Source organism: Streptomyces bicolor (assembly GCF_000719285.1).
GTDB classification, from domain to species: domain Bacteria; phylum Actinomycetota; class Actinomycetes; order Streptomycetales; family Streptomycetaceae; genus Streptomyces; species Streptomyces bicolor.
Map to the genome: position 1 here is coordinate 114,907 of NZ_JOFS01000009.1, position 23,249 is coordinate 138,155.

At 70.5% G+C, this 23,249-nt stretch carries 21 protein-coding genes; 4 read left to right on the plus strand and 17 right to left on the minus strand.

Annotated features, from left to right (window positions below; translation table 11 throughout):
- Nucleotides 1-69: 69 nt before the first annotated feature.
- Entirely contained in the window at nt 70-2,649 is a 2,580-nt protein-coding gene (gene pepN / locus IF78_RS0113665) for an aminopeptidase N (protein WP_031476815.1), read from the minus strand.
- Between the two features lie 134 nt (nt 2,650-2,783).
- Between pepN and IF78_RS0113670 the strand changes: the two genes are divergently transcribed.
- Nucleotides 2,784-3,440 (plus strand): mycothiol-dependent nitroreductase Rv2466c family protein, encoded by a 657-nt coding sequence (locus IF78_RS0113670; protein ID WP_031476816.1) that lies wholly within the window; start codon nt 2,784-2,786, stop codon nt 3,438-3,440.
- A 3-nt stretch (nt 3,441-3,443) separates the two neighbouring features.
- Here the strand turns inward: IF78_RS0113670 and IF78_RS0113675 are convergent, their stop codons facing one another.
- The 10 genes from IF78_RS0113675 to IF78_RS0113720 all read right to left on the minus strand — a co-directional run bounded on the left by IF78_RS0113675 (nt 3,444) and on the right by IF78_RS0113720 (nt 13,472).
- Nucleotides 3,444-3,674 (minus strand): hypothetical protein, encoded by a 231-nt coding sequence (locus tag IF78_RS0113675; protein WP_031476817.1) that lies wholly within the window; start codon nt 3,672-3,674, stop codon nt 3,444-3,446.
- Nucleotides 3,674-4,732, minus strand: coding sequence for a glycerophosphodiester phosphodiesterase family protein (locus tag IF78_RS0113680; protein ID WP_031476818.1), 1,059 nt, complete (start codon nt 4,730-4,732; stop codon nt 3,674-3,676). The genes IF78_RS0113675 and IF78_RS0113680 overlap by 1 nt, the downstream gene beginning before the upstream one ends.
- A gap of 26 nt (nt 4,733-4,758) precedes the next feature.
- Entirely contained in the window at nt 4,759-6,183 is a 1,425-nt protein-coding gene (locus IF78_RS0113685) for an FGGY-family carbohydrate kinase (protein ID WP_031476819.1), read from the minus strand.
- Nucleotides 6,184-6,325: 142 nt separating this feature from the next.
- Nucleotides 6,326-7,354, minus strand: coding sequence for a 2-hydroxyacid dehydrogenase (locus IF78_RS0113690; RefSeq protein ID WP_031476820.1), 1,029 nt, complete (start codon nt 7,352-7,354; stop codon nt 6,326-6,328).
- Nucleotides 7,351-8,433 carry an ABC transporter ATP-binding protein gene (locus tag IF78_RS0113695; protein WP_031476821.1) on the minus strand — a complete coding sequence of 361 codons (1,083 nt, stop codon included), beginning with the start codon at nt 8,431-8,433 and terminating at the stop codon, nt 7,351-7,353. The genes IF78_RS0113690 and IF78_RS0113695 overlap by 4 nt, the downstream gene beginning before the upstream one ends.
- The gene (locus tag IF78_RS0113700) at nt 8,411-9,241 is read right to left on the minus strand and encodes a DeoR/GlpR family DNA-binding transcription regulator (protein ID WP_031476822.1); all 831 of its coding nucleotides are present in this window, start codon (nt 9,239-9,241) and stop codon (nt 8,411-8,413) included. The genes IF78_RS0113695 and IF78_RS0113700 overlap by 23 nt, the downstream gene beginning before the upstream one ends.
- Before the next feature lie 8 nt (nt 9,242-9,249).
- The gene (locus tag IF78_RS0113705; RefSeq protein ID WP_031476823.1) at nt 9,250-10,335 is read right to left on the minus strand and encodes an ABC transporter ATP-binding protein; all 1,086 of its coding nucleotides are present in this window, start codon (nt 10,333-10,335) and stop codon (nt 9,250-9,252) included.
- The gene (locus IF78_RS0113710; RefSeq protein WP_031476824.1) at nt 10,332-11,162 is read right to left on the minus strand and encodes a carbohydrate ABC transporter permease; all 831 of its coding nucleotides are present in this window, start codon (nt 11,160-11,162) and stop codon (nt 10,332-10,334) included. The genes IF78_RS0113705 and IF78_RS0113710 overlap by 4 nt, the downstream gene beginning before the upstream one ends.
- The gene (locus tag IF78_RS0113715; protein WP_031476825.1) at nt 11,159-12,046 is read right to left on the minus strand and encodes a carbohydrate ABC transporter permease; all 888 of its coding nucleotides are present in this window, start codon (nt 12,044-12,046) and stop codon (nt 11,159-11,161) included. Before IF78_RS0113715 ends, IF78_RS0113710 begins: the two co-directional genes overlap by 4 nt.
- A 4-nt stretch (nt 12,047-12,050) precedes the next feature.
- Complete coding sequence (locus IF78_RS0113720) at nt 12,051-13,472, minus strand: ABC transporter substrate-binding protein (protein WP_031476826.1); 1,422 nt, start codon at nt 13,470-13,472, stop codon at nt 12,051-12,053.
- A gap of 218 nt (nt 13,473-13,690) precedes the next feature.
- Between IF78_RS0113720 and IF78_RS0113725 the strand changes: the two genes are divergently transcribed.
- From IF78_RS0113725 to IF78_RS0113735, 3 genes are all read left to right on the plus strand, one after another.
- Nucleotides 13,691-15,151, plus strand: coding sequence for an FGGY-family carbohydrate kinase (locus IF78_RS0113725; RefSeq protein ID WP_031476827.1), 1,461 nt, complete (start codon nt 13,691-13,693; stop codon nt 15,149-15,151).
- Nucleotides 15,152-15,406: 255 nt separating this feature from the next.
- On the plus strand, nt 15,407-16,036 hold the full coding sequence (locus tag IF78_RS0113730) for a histidine phosphatase family protein (protein ID WP_031476828.1): 630 nt from the start codon (nt 15,407-15,409) through the stop codon (nt 16,034-16,036).
- Between the two features lie 12 nt (nt 16,037-16,048).
- A complete protein-coding gene (locus IF78_RS0113735) occupies nt 16,049-16,828 on the plus strand; it encodes an SAM-dependent methyltransferase (protein ID WP_031476829.1) in 780 nt (259 codons plus the stop codon).
- Nucleotides 16,829-16,954: 126 nt separating this feature from the next.
- Here IF78_RS0113735 and IF78_RS0113740 read toward each other — a convergent pair whose 3' ends face one another.
- The 6 genes from IF78_RS0113740 to IF78_RS0113765 form a co-directional block, all read right to left on the minus strand.
- The gene (locus tag IF78_RS0113740; protein WP_031476830.1) at nt 16,955-17,596 is read right to left on the minus strand and encodes a superoxide dismutase; all 642 of its coding nucleotides are present in this window, start codon (nt 17,594-17,596) and stop codon (nt 16,955-16,957) included.
- A 116-nt stretch (nt 17,597-17,712) separates the two neighbouring features.
- Nucleotides 17,713-19,104, minus strand: coding sequence for an amino acid permease (locus IF78_RS0113745; protein ID WP_031476831.1), 1,392 nt, complete (start codon nt 19,102-19,104; stop codon nt 17,713-17,715).
- A 113-nt stretch (nt 19,105-19,217) separates the two neighbouring features.
- Nucleotides 19,218-20,111, minus strand: coding sequence for a TauD/TfdA dioxygenase family protein (locus tag IF78_RS0113750; protein ID WP_031476832.1), 894 nt, complete (start codon nt 20,109-20,111; stop codon nt 19,218-19,220).
- A 25-nt stretch (nt 20,112-20,136) separates the two neighbouring features.
- Nucleotides 20,137-21,477, minus strand: a complete 1,341-nt coding sequence (locus tag IF78_RS0113755) for an LLM class flavin-dependent oxidoreductase (protein WP_031476833.1) — start codon at nt 21,475-21,477, stop codon at nt 20,137-20,139.
- 235 nt (nt 21,478-21,712) lie between these two features.
- On the minus strand, nt 21,713-22,429 hold the full coding sequence (locus IF78_RS0113760) for an ABC transporter ATP-binding protein (protein WP_031476834.1): 717 nt from the start codon (nt 22,427-22,429) through the stop codon (nt 21,713-21,715).
- Complete coding sequence (locus IF78_RS0113765) at nt 22,405-23,244, minus strand: ABC transporter permease (RefSeq protein ID WP_031476835.1); 840 nt, start codon at nt 23,242-23,244, stop codon at nt 22,405-22,407. The genes IF78_RS0113760 and IF78_RS0113765 overlap by 25 nt, the downstream gene beginning before the upstream one ends.
- Nucleotides 23,245-23,249: the final 5 nt, after the last annotated feature.

Below are 23,249 nucleotides of genomic sequence, written 5' to 3' on the forward strand. Positions count from 1 at the left end.
GTTGACGCGGTTCGGACGACTCGTTCGCCTGCGGGGCGCTTTCAGCCCCTACGGCAGACCCGGGGCGGCTCACCCGCGCGCGTCACACTCCTGCCCCCGCAGCCCCCGCGCCAGATCGTCCCGCGCCTCCAGCACCAGCCGTCGCAGTGCCGGCGCCGCGTCCTCGTGGGCCGCGAGCCACGCGTCCGTCGCGTCCAGCGTGGCCCGCGACTGCTGGAGCGCCGGGAACAGGCCCCGGACCACGTCCATGCCGATCTGGATCGACCGCTCGTTCCACACCCGCTCGATCGCCGCGAAGTACTTGTCGGTGTACGGCGCGAGCAGCTCCCGCTGCGACGGCTGGGTGAAGCCAGCGATGGTCGCCTCGACCAGGGCGTTGGACAGCACGTCCGACTCGACGACCTGCACCCACGCCTGCGCCTTCACCGCCTCCGACGGCCGCGCGGCCAGGCAGCGCACCTGGTGCCGCTTGCCGGACGCGGTGTCGTCGCGGGCCAGCTCGGCCGCCAGCACCGACTCGTCGGCGACGCCGTGCGCCGCCAGCGGTGTCAGGAACGCCCAGCGCAGCTCCTGGTCGACGTCCAGGCCGTCGATCTTCGCGGTGCCCTCCAGCAGGTCCTTCAGCAGCTGGAGGTCGGACTCCTCGGACGCCACCGACGCGAAGAACCGCGCCCACGCCAGCTGCTGCTCGCCGCCCGGTTCGGCGGCCCGCAGCTCCCGCAGCGCGCCCTCGGCGAGCAGCCGTTCGCCGGTCGGACGCCACTCGGGCGCCACATAGTGGACCAGCGACGAGTTCGCCCACGCGTGCAGCATCTGCAGCACGCCGATGTCGGACTCGCGCCCCGCGAACCGCAGCACCAGATCCACGAAGTCCCGCGCCGGCAGCAGCGCGTCCCGCGTCATGTTCCACAGCGCCGACCAGCACAGGGCACGGGCGAGCGGATCAGTCAGCGAACCCAGGTGCTCGCGCAGCGTCGCCAGGGACGTCTCGTCGAAGCGGGTCTTGCAGTACGTCAGGTCGTCGTCGTTGACGAGCACCAGCTCCGGAGCCTCGGCGCCCGCCAGCTCCGCCACGACCGTCCGCGGCCCGTCGACGTCCACCTCGGCCTGCGCGTACCGCTCCAGCGCCCCGTCGGCGCCCCGCCGGTACAGGCCCACGGCGACCCGGTGCGGGCGCAGCTCGGGGTGGGACTCCGCCGCCTCCTGCACCACCGCCAGCTCGTCGACACGGCCCTCGGCGTCCAGCAGCACCTGCGGGGTCAGCGAGTTCACGCCCGCCGTCTGCAGCCAGGACCGCGCCCACGCGCCCATGTCCCGTCCGCTGGTCTCCTCCAGCACCGACAGCAGGTCACCGAGGCGCGTGTTGCCGTAGGCGTGCCGCTTGAAGTAGCGCCGCGCGCCCTCCAGGAACGCGTCCTGGCCGACGTACGCCACGAGCTGCTTCAGGACCGAGGCGCCCTTGGCGTACGTGATGCCGTCGAAGTTCAGCTTCGCGTCCTGCAGGTCACGGATGTCCGCCGTGATGGGGTGCGTGGAGGGCAGCTGGTCGGCGCGGTACGCCCACGCCTTGCGGCGGTTGGCGAAGGTGATCCAGGCGTCCTTGAAGCGGGTCGCGCCGACGTTCGCGAACGTGCCCATGAAGTCCGCGAAGGACTCCTTCAGCCACAGGTCGTCCCACCACACCATGGTGACCAGGTCGCCGAACCACATGTGCGCCATCTCGTGCAGGATGACGTTGGCCCGGCCCTCGTACGACGCCCGCGTCACCTTGCCGCGGAAGATGAACTCCTCCCGGAAGGTCACCATCCCCGGGTTCTCCATCGCGCCCAGGTTGTACTCGGGCACGAACGCCTGGTCGTACTTCCCGAACGGGTACGGGTAGTCGAAGTGGTCGTGGAAGAAGTCCAGGCCCTGCTTGGTGACGAGGAAGACGTCGTCGGTGTCGAAGTACGGGGCGAGGCCCTTGCGGCACATGGCGCCCAGTGGGATCCGCAGCGTCGTCCCGTCGGCGAAGGTGCGCTCGTAGGAGTCCGTGACGTAGTGGTACGGGCCCGCCACCACACACGTGATGTACGTCGAGATCGCCTTCGTCTCGGCGAACTTCCAGGTTCCGTCGGCGAGTTCACCGGCCCCGTTGCTCCACACGGTCCACCCCTCGGGCGCCCGCACCTCGAAGCGGAACGGAGCCTTGAGGTCCGGCTGCTCGAAGTTCGCGAAGACGCGGCGGGAGTCGGCCGGCTCGTACTGCGTGTAGAGGTAGACCTCGCCGTCCTCGGGATCGACGAAGCGGTGCAGGCCCTCGCCGGTGCGGGAGTAGGCGCACTGGGCGTCGACGACGAGCTCGTTGTCGGCGGCCAGCTCCTCCAGGGTGATCCGCGAGCCGTGGAAGACCTCGCTCGGGTCCAGGTCCTTGCCGTTGAGGGAGACGGCCGTCACGCTCGGCGCGATCAGGTCGGCGAAGCTGGTGGCGCCGGGCTCGTTGCAGCGGAAGCGGATCGTGGTGACCGAGCGGAAGGTGCGCGGCGCCCCGCTCTCGGAGTCCCCGTCGCCGACGGCGGAACGCACGTCGAGGGACACGTCGTACCCGTCGACGGACAGCAGGGCGGCCCGCTCCCGGGCCTCGTCGCGGGACAGATTCTCACCGGGCACGGTGGCACTCCCTCGGGGTGGTGTTCAGTATGCGGACAGCACTGATCCTGCCATGCGCTCCTGACGGTGAGCAGGGGAATGACATGCGGGCGGTCCTTGTTGCGCTTTCAAACGACCGCATCCAGAGGAGAGCCATGTCCGAGAGCGCGACCACCTCCGCGAAGACCCCCGTCGACTTCTGGTTCGACCCGCTGTGCCCGTGGGCCTGGATGACCTCGCGCTGGGTGCTGGAGGTGGAGAAGGTCCGCGACATCGAGGTCCGCTGGCACCTGATGAGCCTCGCCGTCCTCAACGAGGACAAGCTCGACGACCTGCCCGAGGAGTACCGCGAGCTGCTCGAGACCAAGGCGTGGGGCCCGGTCCGGGTCGTCGTCGCGGCCCAGGAGGAGCACGGCACCGAGGTGCTCGGCGACCTCTACACCGCGCTCGGCACCCGCATCCACAACCAGGGCGAGGGCCCCGAGAAGGAGACGGTCGCCGCCGCCCTGAAGGACGTCGGCCTGCCCGAGTCCCTCATGGAGCACTGGGACGGCACCGAGTACGAGCCGCAGCTGCGCGCATCCCACAAGGAGGGCATCGAGAAGGTCGGCCAGGAGGTCGGCACCCCGGTCATCGCCGTCCCCGGCGCCGACGGCGAGCAGATCGCCTTCTTCGGCCCCGTCGTCACCCCGGCCCCCAAGGGCGAGGACGCCGCGAGGCTGTGGGACGGCACCCTCGCCGTGGCCTCCGTGCCGGGCTTCTACGAGATCAAGCGCACCCGTACCAGGGGTCCGGACTTCAGCAACCTGTAGGGGTCACTTCTCGGCGGCCTCCTCACCGAACTGTTCGGGGAGGAGGCCGTAGCCGGCCTTGTTGAACTGGGGGAAGTACGTCCGACAGCCCTTGGCGGTGCAGCGCCAGAGGTTGTCCACGTAGTAGCGGGGATTCTTCATCTGCGCACGGACCGCTGCCCGCTCCTCCTTGTTGAGTTCCCGGAAGACCTGCATGGTGCCGCACTTCGGGCAGTCCAGTACGCGCGTCCCCATCAACCCCTCCTCGCCATCACTGCCAGATCCGGGAAGTCGGTCACCACGGCGTCGACCCCCAAGCCGTAGTACAGCGCGTACTCCGCGAACGCGTCCCCGAAATCGGTCGCGCCGGTACCCCGCCGCAACTCCGCCGGCAGGAACTGGTTCTCCGCGCGGAAGGTGTACGGCCCGATCCGCAGCCCCGCCGCATGCCCGTCCGCGACGAGGGACGTGCCGGCGACCGAGGACTTGTCCGGCCCGATCCAGTCCGCGTACCCGGCGATCCGCGCCAGCCCCGCCGGCGTCATCATGTCCCGGTACGTCGTCGGATCACCGGACGAGACCAGGTCGTACGGCCCACCCGTGGTCCCCAGCGCCTGCCACAGCGGTACGCCCAGACCGGTCATGCGCTGCAGGCTCGTCGGCTCGAAGGACTGCAGGACACACTCGCGCGGACCGAGCCGGTTACGGCGGACCGCGGACGCCAGCCTCGGCTCCAGCGGCAGGCCGATCGAGCGGAAGTACGTCGGATGCTTGGTCTCCGGGAAGACCGCAATCGTACGGCCGTAGGACCTGGACAGCCTGCGCGCCAGGTCCACCACCTCCTGGAAGGTGAGGATCTGCTCCCGGCCGTCGAAGACCGTGTTGCGGTTGCGGACGAGGGGGAGGCGTTCCACCGCCCGCAGCGTCTTCAGCTCCGCCAGCGTGAAGTCCTCGGTGAACCAGCCGGTCACCGCCCGACCGTCCACCGTCTTCGTCGTACGCCGGTCCGCGAACTCCGGGTGCCGTGCCACGTCGGTGGTCTGGGAGATCTCGTTCTCGTGCCGGACCACGAGCACGTGGTCCTTCGTCGGCACCAGGTCCGGCTCGATCCAGTCGGCGCCGGTCTGCACGGCGTACGTGTACGAGGACGCGGTGTGCTCGGGGCGCCAGCCGGCCGCGCCACGATGACCGATGACGATCGGGCCCGGCGGCCGGGAGCCGACGGCTTCGGAAGCGGTCGCCGTCGTGGGCACGGCAGCGGCCGCCGTGGTGCCGGCGGCCGCGAGCAGCAGGGATCTACGTCTCGGGTGCATACAACTCCCTTTCGTCGTACGGCTCTTCACGCGCGTGCCCGGCCGCGCGCCTGCGTCAGACGGGACAGGTGTTCCTCGTATCCCTTCGTGTAGTACGCCGCCCGCCCCTCGTCCGGCTCGACGACGTCCGTCGGCCGCGTCCACGCCTGAGCGTCCAGCGCCACCCCGTACCGCTCGGCCGCCGCCAGCACCGCGCCCCGCGCGCCGACCTCGCCCTCGACGACCCTGAGCGGGCGCCCGAGCACATCGGCGAGCAGCCGCATCCAGGCCGGGCTGCGGGTGCCGCCGCCGCACACGGCCAGCGTCCCGGTGAGCCCGGCCGCCTGCAGGCAGTGCCGGGCGGCATAGCCGATGCCCTCGCAGGTCGCCCGGACCAGGTCGGCGCGGGTCGACTCCAGCGATACGCCGGACAGTTCGGCGCGCAGACGTGGTTCGACGAAGGGGGCGCGTTCGCCGGAGGGTGCGAAGTACGGCAGTACGCGGACGCCATTCGCTCCCGGCGGGGTCTCGGCCAGCAGCCCGTCGACCTCCTCGTGCCGTACGCCCGTCGTCGACAGCACCCAGTCCAGCGCGGCCGTACCGACCATCGCGGGCATCGCGCGCAGCCAGTGCCCGGGCCGGTCGGTGTTGATGTACAGGCCGGCCGGTTCGCCGGTCAGGTCGAGGTCGGTGGTGGCGACCAGGCTGGCCAGACAGGTGCCGACGATGAGAAGACCGTCCCCGGGGGACGTCACCCCCGCGCCCAGCGCACAGGCCGGCAGGTCGTACGGCCCGTTCGCGATCCGCGTCCCGGACGGGAGCCCCTCGCCGCGCGTCCGAGCCGTCGAGACCGGGTCGCTGACCGGGGCGAGGAGCCCGCGCCGGTGGGTCAGCCCGAGCAGCTCGACGACCCCGTTGTCGTACGTCCGCGTCCGCGGGTCCAGGAAGGGCATCGACGCATCCGACACATCCGTTGTCGGGCCCGCGCCCGTCAGCCGCTGGAACACCATGTCCTTGCAGTACAGGGCGGCGATCGCGGCATCCAGCGCCTTCGGTTCATGGCTGTCAAGCCAGGCCAGCAGCGGCCCCGGACACCCCGGGAACATCGCGCTGCCCGTCCGCCGGAACACCGTCTCGAACGTGCCGTCCGCCAGCCAGCGGTCGACCAGTTCGTGTGCGCGGCCGTCCATCCAGGAGGCGGCTGGGCGTACAGCGCGGCCGTCTGTGTCGACCAGCCAGACGCCGTCGCCCTGGCCGGTGAGGCCGGCGAGCTCGACTGGTTCCGGGACGCGTTCGGTTACCTCTTGGAGTACGGCGACCACTGCGCCGTACACCTCGTCCATGTCCTGCTCGACGAGCCCGCCCTGCAGGCTGAGGCGCACCGGGCGGGATGCGACGGCCAGTTCACGGCCGGTGGCGTCGAAGGCGGCGGCCTTCACTGTGGACGTGCCTACATCTATGCCGACGTACATTCCAACCCACTTCTTGGCTCGGTCGGGTGTGCAGTGCCTTTTGCAGCTGGCGTGTCGAATATCTGGCTCGGTCGCCTTCGGGGCGCCACATGTCGGTGTCGTCGGCCCAGTCACGTTGGTGAGCTCTCACCCGAGGCTGGGCTCACGTCAGGCAGTGGGCCAGCGGTTCGCCGCGTGCCCAGCGGCCCACCTCCGCCGCCGCGATCGCCGCCGCCTTCTCCGCCACCGCCCGGCTCGCACCGCCCAGATGGGGAGTGAGGACGACACGGTCGCCGAAACCGAACAGGCGCGAACCGGGCGGCACCGGTTCCGTCTCGTATGTGTCGAGGGCCGCCGCCGACAGGCGCCCGCTCTCCAGCGCGTCGCACAGCGCGTCCTCGTCCAGCAGCGGGCCGCGGGCCACGTTCACCACCACCGCGCCCTCCGGCAGCAGGGCCAGTTCGCGGGCGCCGATCAGGCCTCGGGTCTCCGTGGTGAGCCGGGCGTGCAGGCTGATCACCCGGGATTTCCGCAGGAGTTCGTCAAGCGACGCGACCCTCAGGCCGTGGATCTCGCCGTGCACGTACGGGTCGAAGACCATGACCCGGGCCCCGAACGCGCACAGCACCCGCGCGACCCTGCTGCCCACGGCTCCGTAGCCGACCAACCCGACCGGCAGGTCCTCCAGCTCCAGTCCGCTGTGCTCGTACGTGTAGTACGTCGCCCCCTCCCAGCTCCCCTGCCGGGCAAGGAGTTCATGGGCCTGAGGAATGCGCCGCAGGGCCGCCAGCATCAGGCCGACCGTGAACTCGGCGGTGGCGGCGGCGTTGCGGCCGGGTGCGTAACACACGCGGACGTCATGTCGTTTGGCCGCGTCCAGGTTGACGTTCACCGGGCCGCCCCGGCACACGACCACCAGGCGCAGCTCCGGGCAGGCGTCGAGGACGCGCTCCGTCACCGGGCCCATCTGGGTGACCAGCACCCGCGCGCCCGTCAGCGCGTCGATCAGCTCGTCCTCGGCGTCGCTCGCCTCCGTCACCTCGGCCACCGGGCCGAAGGGCTCCAGTGGCCAGCCGAGTCGCAGTTCGCGTACGTCACAGGTGAGTTCGTGGTCCAGCGCCTGCCTGATGAGCGACGGCAGGATGAAGTGGTCGCCGGCGGCCACCACGCGCACGCGGTTCCCGTGGGTCATCTGAGGGAGTCTCCCGTCTCGGCGTCGAAGACATGGGTGAGGTGAGGGTCGGCGGTGACGTGGACCCGGTCGTCGTGGGCGAGGCGTACCTCGGGGTCGGTGAGGACGACGAGGGGGCGTTCGACGCCGTCGAGGGCGAGGGTCGCGATGCCCGATTCGAGGAGGGGTTCGTGCGCCACCACGCGGGCGGCGAGGCCGCCGTCCTCGCCGGTCAGGCTCAGGTCCTCCGGGCGGATGCCGACCACCACCTCCCGGCCCGCCGGCACCGGCATCGGCAGCGCGATCCGCACGGTGGGGGAGAGCCGGGCGTGGCCGTCCGCCTCCGCGATGCCGGGGAGGAGGTTGATCGCGGGCTCGCCCACGAAGTCCGCGACGAAGACGTTGGCGGGGCTGTCGTAGATCTCGTACGGGGTGCCGAGCTGCTGGATCACGCCGTCCCTCATCACGGCGATCCGGTCGGCAAGGGAGAGGGCCTCCTCCTGGTCGTGGGTGACCAGGATGGTCGTATGACCCAAGTCGCGCTGGATGCGCTTGAGTTCGCGGCGGGTCGTGTCGCGCTGGGCCGCGTCCAGGTGGGAGAGGGGCTCGTCGAGGAGGAGTACGTCCGGTTCGCGGATCAGGGCGCGGGCCAGGGAGACGCGCTGCTTCTGACCGCTGGAGAGGCCGGCCGGGCGGGCGTCGAGGATGGCGGTGAGGTCGACCCGTTCGGCGATCTCCTTGACCTTGCGGTCGACGTCGCCCCGGTCGGCCCTTCTGCGCGCCCGCAGGCCGAACGCCAGGTTCTCCGCCACCGTGAGCGGTGGGTAGAGGGCGTAGTTCTCGAACGCGACCCCGATGTTGCGCTGCTGGGCCGGTCGTGCGATCACCGATGAGCCGTCCACGAGGATGTCCCCGCCGGTCACCGTCTCCAGGCCGGCGATCATCCGCAGGGTGGTGGACTTCCCGCAGCCCGAGGGCCCCAGCAATCCCAGCAGCTCCCCTGAGCGCAGGGCCAGATCGATACCGCGTACGGCGTCGACCGCCGGGCGGCCCCGCGCCGAAAAGGTCTTGCGCAGATCACGTAGCTCCAGCTCGGTCATCGCTGCCCTTCGTCACGGTCGGTGCCTTCGCGCAGACTTCGTAGGTGACCTTGTGCTCGTCCAGGTCCCGCAGCGCCTCCGCCGACGCCCCGTCGTCCACCAGGAGCAGGTCGAAGCGGGAGAGCGGGACCACCCGGTGCAGGGCGACCCGGGCGAGCTTGGTGTGGTCGATCAGCAGGACGTTGCGGGCGGCCGCGTCGAGCATGGCCCGCTTCACCGACACGATGTGCTGCTCCTGGTGGTAGGCGTAACCCCCGTGCACGGCCGATGTGGACGCGAAGCACACGTCCACCCGCAGCTGCTCTATCGCCTCCACACAGGACACGCCGAGGAAGGAGGAGTGCAGCGGGTCGTAGTCGCCGCCGAGGGCCATGAGGTGGATGCCGCGCTGGTCGGAGAGGAGGTTGATCGCCTCCAGGAAGTTGGTGACGACCGTGAGGGGGGTCACCTCGCCGAGGCGCAGCCTGCGGGCTATCTCCAGGGTGGACGTGGAGTCGTCCAGCATGATCGCCATGCCGGGCTCGATCAGCTTCAGGGCTCGGTCGGCGACGGCGGCCTTCTCGGCGCGCATCGTCTTCAGCCGGTACTGCACGTTCGACTCGAAGACCCCGGAGGGCTGTGCGGTCACCCCGCCCCTGAACTTCCTTACGATCCCCTGCCGTTCGAGTTCGTCGAGATCCCGGTGGATGGTCATCAGGCTCACCCCGAACCGCTCGGCCAGCTCGGCGGCCGTCGCCGACCCGTCGGCGAGGACCTGCTCGGCCATGGCGGCCTGGCGGGCGGCGGGGCCCTGCTGTGCGCTGTTCATTGCCCGGTTCACTGTCCGATCCTTCGTCCTGGACGCTCCGGCCGGTCGGCCTCGAACAGGAGCAGGTTCTCAGGCCGGACCGACAGCCGTACCGGATCGTCGGGACGCAGCCCCGCCGTGTCGCCGCGCGGGGCGACCAGGGACACATGCTGCTCGCCGAGCCGGACGGTGACCTCGACGGACCGGCCGAGCACCTCGGTGACGTAGACCGTGCCGGCGAGTTCATGGCCGGAGCTCTCGCCGAGGGTGAGGTCGCGGGGCCGGACGCCGATCAGGACCTGCGTGCCGGGGGCCGCCTCGGCGCGGATCGGCAGCTCGACCTCGCCGTCCGCGGAACGGAAACCGCCGTCGGCGGCGATCGTCCCCGGCAGCAGGTTGATCCGGGGCCGCCCGAAAGCCCGCGCCACCTCCGTGTCGTACGGCCGGTACCAGATCTCCTCCCGCGTCCCCGTCTGCACGATCCGCCCGTCCCGGATCACCCCGATCCGGTCGCCGAGCGCCAGTGCCTCGACGGAGTCGTGGGTGACGTAGAGGGTCGTGGTGCGCCGCACCGCACCGATCGCCTTCAGCTCGGCCCGCATCTGCTGGCGCAGCTTGGCGTCGAGGTGGGACAAGGGCTCATCGAGGAGGAAGGCGCGGGCGGGCCGGACCAGGACGCGGCCGAGGGCGACGCGCTGGCGCTGGCCGTTGGACAGCCGGCCGACCGGGCGGTCCAGCAGGGCGGAGATGCCGAGGAGTTCGGCGATCTCGCCGATCCGCTCCCGGGCCTGCGCGGCGGGCAGGCGGTGGCGTGGGGAGCGCAGCGGCGAGGCCAGGTTGTCGTAGGCCGACTTGTGCGGATAGAGGGCGTAGCTCTCGAAGCACATCGCCACGCCACGGTCGTACGGCTCGACACCGCGCATGTCCCTGCCGTCGAGCTCGACCGTGCCGGCGTCGGGGGTCTCCAGCCCGGCGACGGTCTTCAGGGTGGTGGTCTTGCCGGCGCCCGATGGGCCGAGCAGGCAGAAGAACTCGCCCTCCCGGACGTCCAGTTCCAGGTCGTCGAGTGCGGTGACCTTGCCGTAGGTCTTGCGGACGCCGGACAGACGGATCACGACTTCACCGCCCCGAACGACAGGCCGCGCACCAGATACCGCTGGATGGTGAGGGCCAGCAGCAGCGGCGGTACGACGGAGACCAGCGCGGCGGCGGCCGTGAGGTTGTACTTGGGCCGGTCCCCGCCGAGGAAGGACAGCGCACCCACGGTCACGGTCTGGGCCTCGTTGGAGGTCAGGATGAGAGGGAAGACGAAGTTGTTCCAGGCGAAGATGAAGGCGAGCAGCGATACGGCCGCCACCCCCGGCTTGACCAGCGGCAGCGCCACCCTCACGAACGCCTGCTTGCGCGTGTAGCCGTCCAGCAGCGCCGCCTGTTCCAGTTCGGGCGTGAGATCGGCGAAGTACGACCGCATGATCCACACGATCAGCGGCAGGGTGACGAGCTGGAGCACCCACACCATGCCGACGTACGTGTCGAACAGTCCGAGCTTCTGGTACAGCACGAACAGCGGGATGATCACGGTCAGTTCGGGCGCGAACCGGAACGACAGCAGCGTGAACATCAGGTTCTCGGAGCCCTTGAACCGCCAGCGCGCCGACGCGTACGCCGCCGGAAGACCGACGATCAGCGAGAGGGCCACCGCGCCCAGCGACACCACCAGGCTGTTGACGAAGAACCGCACGAACGGGATGCCCTCGCTGTCGCCGAGGACGGTGCGGTAGCCGTCGAGGGTGGGGGAGAACGAGAAGTAGGTGGAGAAGAGTTCGTTCGTCGGCTTCAGCGACAGGATCACCATCCAGGCGATCGGGAACAGCGCGAAGAGGAAATAGAGGATGAGGGCGGCGTCCGCCAGCCACCCCAACAGCCGTTTCCTGAACATCATTTGGCAGCCACCTCCGCCGCCTTCCGCTGGATCTTCCCCAGGTGCTTCACCAGCACCATCGCGGCGAGATACACCACGGCCCAGAGCACGATCGTGTAGCTGATGCCGAACGAGTACCGCTGGAAGCGGATCGCCTCCAGATAGGCCCGGATCTGCAGGACGACGGTCGAGTCGCCCGGGCCGCCCTCCGTCAGGGCGTAGATGATGTCGAACACCTTCAGCGAGTCCATGAACCGGAAGATCACCGCGACGAGGACGTACGGCCACAGCATCGGCAGCGTCAGCCGCCGGAAGGTGTACCACCAGCCCGCTCCGTCGACGGCCGCCGCCTCGAAGGGGGAGGTGGGGAGTGACCGCAGCCCGGCGAGGGCGAGGATCGCCACGAACGGGGTGTAGACCCACACGTCCACGGCGATCGACGACAGCAGGGCGCCGGTCGGGGTGTCCGTCCACTGGACTCCGCCCAGTCCGAAGGGTCTGAGCAGGTAGTTCACGACCCCGACCGACGGCTGGAGCATCAGCTTCCAGATGATCGCCGCGATCACCGGGGCGATCATCAGCGGCAGGATCAGGATCTTCTCCAGGATCCGCCCGACGATCGTCGACCGGTGCAGCAGCAGGGCCACGGCGACTCCCAGCACCGTCTCCACGGCGGCGGCCCCGACCGCGTACAGCACCGTCACCCACGCCGAGTTCCAGAAGGCCTCCTGCGTGAACACGGTCTCGTAGTTCTCGAACCGCACCATGTCCGGCTGCGGTTTGCTCGCCGAGAAGTCGAACAGCGTGTAGTACAGGCCGAGCCCGAACGGATAGAGGATCCCGCAGGTCAGCAGCAGGGCGGGGACGATCAGGACGTACGGGCGAAGGGCGAGCCGCCATCCCATCGGGCTAGCCCACCTTGTCGGCGAGATCGCCCGCCAGCCCGTCCAGCACCGACTCGGCACCCTTGCCGCCGTAGATCTCCTGGAGGGCGGCGGCCCAGCTGGTGGTGGCGTCGAAGAACTGGGCCTGCGGGGTGAACTGGATCTTCGTCTGGTCGACGACGGTCTCGAAGGTCTCGATGAAGCCGGGGAGGTTCCTCATCTTGTTCTTGTAGGCGGCGTCATCGGCGATCGATTGGCGCACCGGGTCGATGTGGTTGTGCGTGATCGCGCTCTTGCGCAGGTGCTCCTTGCCGGTCGCCCACTGCAGGAACAGCCAACTGGCGCTCTTCTTCTTGCTCTTGGCGTTCATGCCGAGCGACCAGATCCACATGTTGGTGGCGAGCGACCCGTCCGGCCCCTTCGGTCCGGGGTGGAAGGCGATCTTCCCGGAGGCGGGACTCGCCCCCTCCACGGCCTGGAAGTAGGCGGCCGTGTCCGCGTCGAACAGCATCCCGGCCTTCTTCGCGCCGAGGTCGCTGGAGCACTGGTACCAGGTGTACGACGTCCAGGACGGCGGCCCGCCCTGCTTGACCATGCCGGCCCAGTCCTCGGTGAAGGCGACGGCCTCCGGGGTGTTCATGGCGGGTGTGAGCTTCCCGCCCTCGACCGTGAAGTCCTTGAGCCCGTTGCGCGCGTACATGGTCATGAAGCCCGGGTGGATGGTGGCCCAGCTCCGGGACCCGCGTACGGCGATCCCGTACATGCCGTCGAAACCGGCACCGGGCGCTTTCTGCTTGATGGTCCCGGCGATCTCACGCAGCTCGTCGAAGGTCTCCGCGGGTTTCAGGCCGAGCCGCTTGAAGACATCCGTGTTGTAGGCGACGACGTTCGTCTCCCAGCCCCACGGCAGCGCGTACTGCCCGCCCTGCCCGAGCGGCGCGCCCGCCTTCAGGGACCACTGGTCGGCCTGGAGGAGGTTCGGGAAGAAGTCGGCCTGGTCCCATTCGGCGCCGGTGGCCGAGGAGTTGCGCATCCAGGGGCCGAGGTCCTCCAGCCAGCCCGGCGGTCCGTACTGCCAGACCATGTACGCGCCGAGCATGAAGACGTCGTACGAGGCGCGTCCGCTGGACAGGTCGACGGTGAGCTTGTCGAAGTAGTTGTCCTCGGGGAAGACGTCGTACTCGACCTTGATGCCGGTCTTCTCGGTGAAGGCCTTCAGGTCGGCGACCAGGGCGTCCGTGTACGGGTGCTTGTTGAGCAGCGCCTTGACGGTCGTGCCCTTCTCGCGCTGCCAGTCGAAGGAGCCGGTGACGTCGTCCGCCGCCGAGCCGTCGCTCTTGCTGTCGTCACCGCCGAACCCGGCACCGCAGGCGGAGAGGAGGGGGGTGGCGGCGAGGGCGGCGCTCAGTGCCAGGAAACGTCGGCGGTCGTGCACGTGCGTGTCCATCCGTGACCTCCACGTGGGGCTGGGTCCGGTGCTCGGGGGTTAACACGGCGAGTCGACTCGCTAACCGAGGGTGGAACGGCGGAAGTTGGGCGTCAATCCCTCGCGCAAGGGAAAATCTCAGGGCAGAGTGTGAAGTTCACGGATCGAGATGTGCGGGAGCGAGCCGGAGGGGCAGAAAGCGCCCCGGAGGCGAACGACCAAAAGGGCGGGAGGTCCGGATGGAGCAGGACCAGGAGGCATGGCTCGGGATCGACCTGGGCACCCAGAGCGTCCGCGTACTGCTGGTCACCGGGGACGGCACGGTCCTCGGCAGCGGCTCGGCGCCCCTCGGCGGGCGGCGGGACGGTGTGCGGCACGAGCAGGATCCGGCCGAGTGGTGGGACGGGCTGTGCGCGGCGTCCCGGTCCGCGCTCGGCTCCTTGAGGGGCGTGCCGGTCGGCGGGCTCGCCGTGTGCGGGACGTCCGGGACCGTGCTGCTGACGGACGGGGCAGGGCGGCCGATGAGCCCCGCGTTGATGTACGACGACGGGCGCGCGACGGCTCAGGCGGCGCGGGCGCGGATGGCGGGGATCGGCGTGCAGGACACCTGGGCGCTGCCCAAGCTGCTCTGGCTGACCGAGAACTTCGGCCACGGCCGGGTCACCCACCAGCCGGACCTGATCGTCTCCCTCCTCACCGGCGAGCTGCCCCCGGCCGACTCCAGCCACGCCCTCAAGACCGGCTACGACCTGGAGCGCGACGCCTGGCCGGCCATGCTGCCCCGCCTCGGCCTGCCCGACACGGCGATCCCGGACGTCGTCCGCCCCGGCACCCCCCTCGGCGAGGTCTCCGCGACCGCCGCCGAGGCCACCGGCATCCCCGCCGGCACGCCCGTCATCGCCGGCATGACCGACGGCTGCGCGGCACAGATCGCCTCCGCCGCGCTGCGCCCCGGCTCCTGGAACTCGGTGCTCGGCACCACGCTGGTCCTCAAGGGCGCGGCCCCGGTCCCGGTCCGGGACCCGACCGGCGTGGTCTACAACCACCGTGCGCCGGACGGGAGTTGGCTGCCCGGCGGTGCCTCCAGCGTGGGCGCGGGCGTGCTCACGGCGGCGTTCCCGGGCGCGGATCCTTCGGCCATGGACGCGAGGGCCGCCGCGTACGAGCCGTCGGGGGCGATCACGTACCCCCTGGTGTCACCCGGGGAACGCTTCCCGTTCCTGGCCCCCGACGCCTCCGCAATCGTCCTCGGCGAACCGGAGGCGGACGCCGACCTGTGGGCCGCGCTCCTCCAGGGCGTCGCCTTCACGGAACGCCTGTGCCTGGACTACCTGCACCACCTCGGCGCCCCCCTCGACGGCCCCCTCACCTTCACGGGCGGCGCCGCCCGCAGCCCGTACTGGAACCAACTGCGCGCCGATGTCCTGGGCCGCCCGGCGAGGGTGCCGCAGCAGACGGAACCCGCCCTGGGGATGGCCGCGCTGGCGGCGTACGGCGCGGGCGCGGCGCCGGGCCTGCCGGAGGCCGCGGAGGCCATGGCCCACATCGCCACGACGATCGAACCCCGCCCCGACCGCACGACGCGCTTCGCGGAACCGTACGCCCGTCTGATCGACGAACTCGCCACTCGAGGCTGGCTGCCGCCATCGGTGGCGGCGCACGCGCATGCGCGCCTCGACATGGATACGTCGGCTCCATGAGCCCACCAGCTCGGGGCCTTGGGTTCGATGGCGGCTGCGGGTGGTATGTGGCTGGTCGCGCCCACGCGGCGGAGCCGGATATGTCACAGCCCCGCGCCCCTTGGGGTGCTGCAGCGCTGTCGGCTGTTCAACCCGCCCAGCCTGCGGGCAGTCGTGCCGCTGGGGCGGCTCCCGACCCACAGAAGGCGGCACCCCGTCAGCGCCGGGCTGCGCGACCCCCCGACCTCAGCCCTCACGCCGAGTACTGGACAGCCGATGACCACAGCCACGACCCTCCTCCTCGCCCGCCACGGCCAAACCACCTGGCACGCCGAGAACCGCTACGCCGGCATCAGCGACATCCCGCTCACCGACACGGGCCGAGCCCAGGCCGACGCCCTCGCCCGCTGGGCCGCCGCCCACCCGGTCGACGCGATCTGGACGTCCCCCCTCTCCCGTGCCGTCGCCACCGCAGAACCCGCCTGCCGCGCCCTCGGCCTCACCCCGCACCGCGACCCCGACCTCCGCGAATGCGACTTCGGCGTGCTGGAGGGCCGTACGCTCGCGGAGTTCGAAGCGGAGAACCCGACGGCCGCGGAGGCGTTCCGCACAGACCCGGTGGCCAACCCGTTCCCTCAGGCCGAGGACCCCGTCGCCGCCGCCGAACGTGGCGCCGCCGCCCTGCGCCGCATCGCCGCGGCCCACCCCGGCGCACGCGTCCTCGTCGTCGCCCACAACACCCTGTTCCGTCTGGTGCTGTGCACGCTGCTGTCCATCCCGGCGAGGGAGTACCGCAGAGTGTTCCCGAAGTTGCGCAACGTGGCGATCAGCGAACTCCGCATGAACCCCGACGGATCCGCCGCACTTCTCTCCCTCAATGTGCCCTGCGAGCCCGACCTGCCGTAGCACCATGGGCGCATGACGGAGATCGACACCTCGGTACCGCACTCGGCCCGCATCTGGAACTACTGGCTGGGCGGCAAGGACAACTACCCCGTGGACGAGGCGGCCGGCGACGCCTACACCGCCGTCTTCCCCGGCATCGTCACCATCGCCCGCAGCAGCCGGGCCTTCCTGGGCCGCAGCATCCGGTACCTGGTCGCGGAGGCGGGCGTACGCCAGTTCCTCGACGTCGGCACGGGCCTGCCGACCGTCGACAACACGCACGAGGTCGCCCAGCGCATGGCCCCCGAGTCGAGGATCGTCTACGTCGACAACGACCCCCTGGTCCTGGCGCACGCCCGTGCCCTCCTCACCTCCACGCCCGAGGGCGTGACGGCGTACGAGGACCTGAGCCTGTACGAGCCGGAGAAGATCCTTGAAGCGGCCTCGCGCACCCTCGACCTCTCCCGCCCCACGGCCCTGATCCTCAGCGGCATCCTCGGCCACGTCGCCGACTACGACCAGGCCCGCGACATCGTCCGCGGCCTCCTGGCCGGCCTGCCCTCGGGCAGCTACCTCTCCCTCAACGAGGGCTCCCGAGGCACCGACCCGGCCTACGAGCAGGCCCAGGACGCCTACAACGAGACCGGCGCCGTCCCGTACTTCCTGCGGCCCGTCGACCAGATCGCCGGCTACTTCGAGGGCTTGGATCTGGTGGACCCGGGCATCGTCTCCGTCCCCCTCTGGCGCCCCGAGCCGAGCGACGAGGACCCCCGCCCGATCGGCCAGCACGGCGGCCTGGGCCGCAAGCCCTGACGCCCGCTCTCCCGGCAAGGGGAAGCCCCCGCGAGTCACGTCCTCGCGGGGGCTTCCTTCTTTCCGCCTGCCGTTCGTGAAGGGTGAGAAGACGATCACGAGGCAGGACGACTCAGGGAAAACGGCTCAGGGGGCGAGCAGCAGCACATCGGCACGGGACTTGGCGGCCTCGTAACGACGGGCGACGTCCTGCCAGTTGACGACCTGCCACATCGCCTCGATGAAGTCGACCTTCTGGTTGCGGTACTGCAGGTAGAAGGCGTGCTCCCAGGCGTCGAAGACGAGGATCGGCGTCGCGCCCTGCCCGACGTTGCCCTGGTGGTCGTAGACCTGCTCGACGATCAGCCGCCCGCTCAGCGGCTCGTACGCGAGCACACCCCAGCCCGAACCCTGCGTGGTCGCGGCGGCCTTGGACAGCTGCGCCTTGAAATGGGCGTACGACCCGAAGGACTCGGCGATGGCGTCCGCCAGCTCGCCCACCCCGTCGGCGGCGAGCGGCTCGCCACCGCCGTCACCGGTCATGTTGTGCCAGTAGATGCTGTGCAGGATGTGCCCGGACAGATGGAAGGCCAGGTTCTTCTCCAGGCCGTTGATCGACCCCCACTGCTCCTTGTCCCGCGCCTCCGCGAGCTGCTCCAGGGTGTCGTTGGCGCCCTTCACATAGGCCGCGTGGTGCTTGTCGTGGTGCAGCTCGATGATCTCGGGGCTGATCACGGGCGCGAGCGCGGAGTAGTCGTAGGGCAGTTCCGGGAGTGTGTAGACGGGCATGAAGGGTCCCCTCAGAGCTCTTATTGCAAGTAGCTTGCAACAACAAGCTAACAGCAAAAAGCCCCCGTGTGGATCACACGGGGGCTTTGGTGCCGTCGCAGCGGTGTCGCGGGGCGTCAGCTCTTGGCGCGGGCCTTCTGCCAGGCGTATCCCACGACCGCCAGGAACAGCGTCATCCCACCCGTCGAGTACAGCTGCACACGCGTGTCCGGCTCCCGGGCCATCAGTACGAAGATCGCCACCATCCCCGCCAACGCGACCCACGTCAGCACCGGGAACGCCCACATCCGCACGACCAGCTTCTCCGGCGTCTCCCGCTCCAGCCGGCGTCGCAGTCGCAGCTGGGAGACGGCGATGAAGATCCAGACGACCAGGATGACCGCGCCGATCATGTTCAGCAGCCAGGGGAAGACATCGTCCGGCCGCCAGTAGCTCAGCACCACGCACACGAAGCCGAACACCGAGGAGGCGAGGACGGCGATCCGCGGAACCCCGCCCGACACCCGGCCCAGCGCCTTCGGGCCCTGCCCGCGCTGGACGAGCGAGTACGCGATGCGCGAGGAGCCGTAGATGTTGGCGTTCATGGCGCTCAGCAGGGCGACCAGGACCACCACGTTCATGAGCTGGCCGGCGCCGGGGATGCCGAGGTGGTCGAGGGCGGCGACGTACGGGCCCTTCTCGACGATCTCCTTCGAGTCCCAGGGGACGAGCGTGACGACGACGGCCATCGAGCCGATGTAGAACAGGGCGATGCGCCACATGGCCGTGCGGACCGCGCTCGCAACCCCGCTGACCGGGTTCTCCGACTCGGCCGCCGCGATGGTGACCGTCTCCATGCCGCCGTAGGCGAAGACGGAGGCCAGTAGGCCGATGATCAGTCCCTCGCTGCCGTTGGGCAGGAAACCGCCCTCACCGGTGAGGTTCGTGACGCCCGGCGCGTCCGTGCCCGGCAGGACACCCGCGATCGCCAGCCCGCCCAGCACCAGGAACAGCGTGATCGCGCCGACCTTCAGCGCGGCGAACCAGAACTCGAACTCGCCGAAGTTCTTGACGGCGGCCAGGTTCGCGCCGCAGAAGACGACCATGAACAGCGCCACCCACGCCCACTCGGGCGTATGCGGCAGCCAGGTCGTGACGATCTTCGCGGCGCCGATGCCCTCCAGGCCGACGGCTGTACAGAGCAGCACCCAGAACGACCAGCCGGCCGTGAAGCCCGCCCACGGGCCGATCGCCCGCTCGGCATGCGCCGAGAAGGAGCCCGAGGAGGGGTGGGCCGCCGACATCTCGCCCAGCATCCGCATCACCAGCATCACGAGGAGGCCGGAGAGGATGTAGGCGACGACGATCGACGGACCGGCGGCGGCGATACCGGCGCCGGACCCGACGAACAGGCCCGCGCCGATGACACCGCCGAGGGCGATCATCGACAGATGGCGCTGCTTGAGGCTGTGGGACAGGGTGGCGTCGTCCGCTTGTGGCGGCGTGTCGACCGTGGGGGTGCTGGGCATGGGCGCGGCTCGTCCAATGCGTGAGATGGGCAAAAACGCCCACAGTCTGGGCAGCCTCTCCGCTTGGAAGGAGAGGCTGCCCACTATGCGGACGCACTCGGCACCGGGTGTGACTACGCGGCTACGGATGTGTAGTGCGAGGCGTCGCCCTCGATCGAGTAGCTCTCCTTGCCCTCGATGCCGACCGGCACGTCACCGGCGACGGTCACCCGGTGCAGGCGGCGCGGCAGGCCGTCGTAGTTGTCGATGGCGTAGTGCTGGGTGATGCGGTTGTCGAAGAGGACGAGCTGGTTCTCGGACCAGCGGTGGCGCAGGACGTTCTCCGGCCGGGTCACGTAAGCCTGGAGCAGGTCCAGGATCTTGCGGGACTCGCCCGGCGGCAGACCCACGATCCGCTGGGCGAAGCCGCCGATGAACAGGCCGCGCTCGCCGGTCAGCGGGTGGACGCGGACCACCGGGTGGACCGTGCGGTACTTGATGGACGTGAACTGGGCGCGCTGGGCGGCCTGTTCGTCGTCGATCTCCTCGTCCGGTACGGCGTAGTCGTAGTCGTTGGTGTGCTCCGCCCACAGCGTGTCGGCGAGCTGCCTGAGCGGCTCGGGCAGGTTGCGGTAGGCGGCCGCCGAGCTGGCGATGAGGGTCTCGCCGCCGTACGGCGGAACCGTGATGCTGCGCAGGCTGGTGGCCTGCGGCGGGCTGAGGACGAACGTGACGTCGGTGTGCCAGTGGTTGGCGGCGCGGCCCCGCTCGCTGTCCACGGGGAGGACGTTCGGGACGCCGTCGACGGAGGACACCGTCGGGTGCGCGGTGGTGAGGTCGCCGAAGTGGCGGACGAAGGCCTGCTGGCCCGCGTCGTCCAGGTGAACGTCGTCGAAGACCAGGGCCTTGTGGTCGTTGAGGGCCTCGCGGAGGGCGACGACGGTCTCCTCGGCGAGGGGCTGGGAGAGGTCGATGCCATGGACGCGGGCGCCGATGTTCGCGGTGACCTTGCGGATGTCGAGGGACATGCGGGGGAGTCCTTTCAGACGAGTTTCAGACGAGGGCGGGTGCGGGACTGACGTACTGGTTGGCGGGGCGGGGGAGGCCGTAGCGCTCCCGCAGGGTCCGGCGGGGGCCGTATTCGGTCCGGAGCAGGCCGCGGGCGCGGAGGATCGGGACGACCTGGTCGACGAAGGCGTCGAGGCCGGAGGGCAGCACCGGGGGCATGATGTTGAAGCCGTCGGCCGCGCCCTGCGTGAACCAGGTCTCGATCGCGTCGGCGACCTGCTCGGGCGTGCCGGCGAAGGTGAGGTGGCCGCGTCCGCCGCCGAGCCGTCTGACGAGCTGCCGGACGGTGAGGCGCTCGCGCCGGGCGAGTTCGACGACGAGCGAGTAGCGGCTCTTGGCGCCCTCGACGGCTTCCTCGGACGGCAGGTCGGCGGGGAGCGGGGCGTCCAACTCCAGGGTGCCGGGCTGCAGTTGCAGCAGCCGCTCCAGGCGGTCCACGCCGTGCGCGTACACGATGTGGTCCTCGAGAACCTGCTCGTGTGCCCGCGCCTCGGCCTCCGTCGACCCGATGACCGGGACGATCCCGGGCAGCACCTTGATGTGGTCCGGATCCCGCCCGGCCACCGCCGTACGGGACTTGAGGTCGGCGTAGAAGGCCCGCGCGTCCTCGATCGTCTGCTGCGCGGTGAACACGGCCTCCGCGTACCGGGCGGCGAAGCGCTTGCCGTCCTCGCTCGACCCCGCCTGCACGAGCAGCGGATAACCCTGTGGCGTACGCGGCACGTTGAGGGCGCCCTCGACGCTGAAGTACGTCCCCCTGTGCCGGGGCGGATGGATCTTGGCGTCGTCGCCCCACACCCCGGCCGCCTTGTCGGCGACGATCGCGTCGTCCTCCCAGCTGTCCCAGAGCTTCAGGGCGACGTCGAGGAACTCGGCGGCACGGGCGTACCGCTCGGCGTGGGCGGGCTCGGCGTCCAGGCCGAAGTTGCGGGCGGCCTCGGCACCGGCGGTGGTGACGATGTTCCAGCCCGCCCGGCCGCCGCTGATGATGTCGAGGGAGGCGAACTTGCGGGCCAGGTTGTAGGGGGAGTTGTAGGAGGTCGAGGCGGTGGCGATGAGGCCGATGTGCTCGGTGGCGGTCGCCAGCGCGGTGAGCAGGGTGAGCGGCTCCAGGGCGCCGGCGGGGCGCTGGGCGAGGTTGTTCCACAGCTGCGGGCCGTCGGCGAGGAAGAGCGAGTCGAAGGTGCCGCGTTCGGCGATGCGGGCCAGGTGGACGTAGTGGGCCAGGTCCACATGGGCGTACGGGTCGCTCTCTGGGAGGCGCCAGGAGGCCTCGTGGTGGCCGGTGTTCATGAGGAAGGCGTTGAGGTGGAGTTGGCGGGGCATGGGGTGTCCTTTGCTTCGGGCCGGGGGCGGGGAGGGTCAGGGTGACCGGGGGAGGCTTGCGAGCGCCGGTCCAGGCGATCCAGCCCGTCCGGCGTTTGAGGACGAGGCCCTTTCGGGGCCGACGGGGGTCCAGGGGGCGGAGCCCCTGGCAGGGTCGAAGGGGCGGAGCCCCTTCAGGACGGGACGGGTAGGGGCGGCGGGGGCGAAAACCGCCCGAGCTCGCGGCAGCCGACGGTCACCGCACGTCTTCGGTCACACCCAGCGCCGCAAGCAGCCGCCCCCGGTACTCGCCGCGCGCATGCGCATCGCGGTCGATGGTCAGGTCCAGCCCGATCCGCCCCCGCTCCAGCACGAGCACCCGGTCGGCCAGCACGATCGCCTCGTCCACGTCATGGGTGACCAGCAGCACCGAGGGCCGATGCCGCTCCCACAGCTCCCGCAGCAGACCGTGCATCCGGATCCGCGTAAGGGCGTCCAACGCCCCGAACGGCTCATCGGCAAGCAGCAGCTCAGGCTCCCGAACCAGCGACCGAGCCAGCGCAGCCCGCTGCGCCTCCCCGCCCGACAGCTCGTTCGGCCAGGCCCGCTCACGCCCCTCCAGCCCCACCTCGGCGAGCGCTTCGCGCCCCTTCCGCACCGCCTCCTTCCCGTCGAGACCGAGGAGTACGTTGTCCAGGACCCGGCGCCAGGGCAGCAGCCGGGAGTCCTGGAACACCACGGACACCCGCTCCGGCGCGCTGAGCTGCCCGCTGCCGGCCACCTCATGATCCAGGCCGGCGACGGCCCGCAGCAGCGTGCTCTTGCCGGAGCCGCTGTGCCCCAGCAGGGCCGTGAACTGCCCGGCCGGGATGTCGAGGTCGATGCCGTCGAGGACGGTACGGCCGTCGAAGGAGCGGGTCAGACCCCGGAGCTGGACGGCGGGGCGGGTCAGTTGCTCAGTGTGCGGCGCCACGACAGCACCCTCCGTTCGATGATGCGGACCGTGCTGTCGGAGACGAGGCCGAAGATGCCGTAGACGACGAGGCCGACGAGGATGACGTCCGTCTGGCCGTAGTTCTGCGCCTGGAACATCATGTAGCCGAGGCCGCTGGTGGCGTTGATCTGCTCCAGCACCACCAGGCCCAGCCAGGACCCGGTCACCCCGAGCCGCAGCCCGACGAAGAAGCCGGGCAGCGCGCCGGGGACGACGATCTGCCGGATGAACCGGACCCGGCTGAGCCCCTGCACCTCGGCGAGCTCGACGAAGCGGCTGTCGATGCCGGACAGGGCGGCGTGCGTGTTGAGGTAGATCGGGATGTACACGACGATGGCGATGATCGCGATCTTGAAGGTCTCGCCGATGCCCAGCCAGAGGATGAACAGCGGGATCAGGCCGAGCGTCGGGATCGCCCGGTTGAGGTTCACCGTCCCGTCGATCAGCGCCTCCCCGGTCCGGCTGAGCCCGGAGGCCAGCGCGAGGACGACCCCGGCGGTGAGGCCGATGACGAATCCGGTCCCGGCGCGCTGCAGGGAGGTCAGGATGTCGTCGGGCAGAGTGCCGTCGGTCCACAGGTGGGCGCCGGTGTCCAGCACCGTCCAGGGTGCGGGGATCGCGCCGGGGTCCAGTGCTCCGGCGGCGGAGGCGACGGCCCACAGGACGACGAGGAGGGCGGGGCCGACGAGCCGGGCGGCGGGCACGCGCTTGCCGGGGGCGAGGGAGCGGCGCCGGCGGACGCGGTGGTCCGTTTCCGGGAGGGCGGGGGCCGTACTCACGGCTGTGGCGGTCATGGCTG

Excerpts from the sequence above, each read along its gene's own strand:
- IF78_RS0113670 (WP_031476816.1), top strand. The coding sequence starts at position 2,784 with ATGTCCGAGAGCGCGACCACCTCCGCGAAGACCCCCGTCGACTTCTGG.
- IF78_RS0113675 (WP_031476817.1), bottom strand. The coding sequence starts at position 3,674 with ATGGGGACGCGCGTACTGGACTGCCCGAAGTGCGGCACCATGCAGGTC.
- IF78_RS0113680 (WP_031476818.1), bottom strand. The coding sequence starts at position 4,732 with ATGCACCCGAGACGTAGATCCCTGCTGCTCGCGGCCGCCGGCACCACG.
- IF78_RS0113685 (WP_031476819.1), bottom strand. The coding sequence starts at position 6,183 with ATGTACGTCGGCATAGATGTAGGCACGTCCACAGTGAAGGCCGCCGCC.
- IF78_RS0113690 (WP_031476820.1), bottom strand. The coding sequence starts at position 7,354 with ATGACCCACGGGAACCGCGTGCGCGTGGTGGCCGCCGGCGACCACTTC.
- IF78_RS0113695 (WP_031476821.1), bottom strand. The coding sequence starts at position 8,433 with ATGACCGAGCTGGAGCTACGTGATCTGCGCAAGACCTTTTCGGCGCGG.
- IF78_RS0113700 (WP_031476822.1), bottom strand. The coding sequence starts at position 9,241 with ATGAACAGCGCACAGCAGGGCCCCGCCGCCCGCCAGGCCGCCATGGCC.
- IF78_RS0113710 (WP_031476824.1), bottom strand. The coding sequence starts at position 11,162 with ATGATGTTCAGGAAACGGCTGTTGGGGTGGCTGGCGGACGCCGCCCTC.
- IF78_RS0113715 (WP_031476825.1), bottom strand. The coding sequence starts at position 12,046 with ATGGGATGGCGGCTCGCCCTTCGCCCGTACGTCCTGATCGTCCCCGCC.
- IF78_RS0113720 (WP_031476826.1), bottom strand. The coding sequence starts at position 13,472 with ATGGACACGCACGTGCACGACCGCCGACGTTTCCTGGCACTGAGCGCC.
- IF78_RS0113725 (WP_031476827.1), top strand. The coding sequence starts at position 13,691 with ATGGAGCAGGACCAGGAGGCATGGCTCGGGATCGACCTGGGCACCCAG.
- IF78_RS0113730 (WP_031476828.1), top strand. The coding sequence starts at position 15,407 with ATGACCACAGCCACGACCCTCCTCCTCGCCCGCCACGGCCAAACCACC.
- IF78_RS0113735 (WP_031476829.1), top strand. The coding sequence starts at position 16,049 with ATGACGGAGATCGACACCTCGGTACCGCACTCGGCCCGCATCTGGAAC.
- IF78_RS0113740 (WP_031476830.1), bottom strand. The coding sequence starts at position 17,596 with ATGCCCGTCTACACACTCCCGGAACTGCCCTACGACTACTCCGCGCTC.
- IF78_RS0113745 (WP_031476831.1), bottom strand. The coding sequence starts at position 19,104 with ATGCCCAGCACCCCCACGGTCGACACGCCGCCACAAGCGGACGACGCC.
- IF78_RS0113750 (WP_031476832.1), bottom strand. The coding sequence starts at position 20,111 with ATGTCCCTCGACATCCGCAAGGTCACCGCGAACATCGGCGCCCGCGTC.
- IF78_RS0113755 (WP_031476833.1), bottom strand. The coding sequence starts at position 21,477 with ATGCCCCGCCAACTCCACCTCAACGCCTTCCTCATGAACACCGGCCAC.
- IF78_RS0113765 (WP_031476835.1), bottom strand. The coding sequence starts at position 23,244 with ATGACCGCCACAGCCGTGAGTACGGCCCCCGCCCTCCCGGAAACGGAC.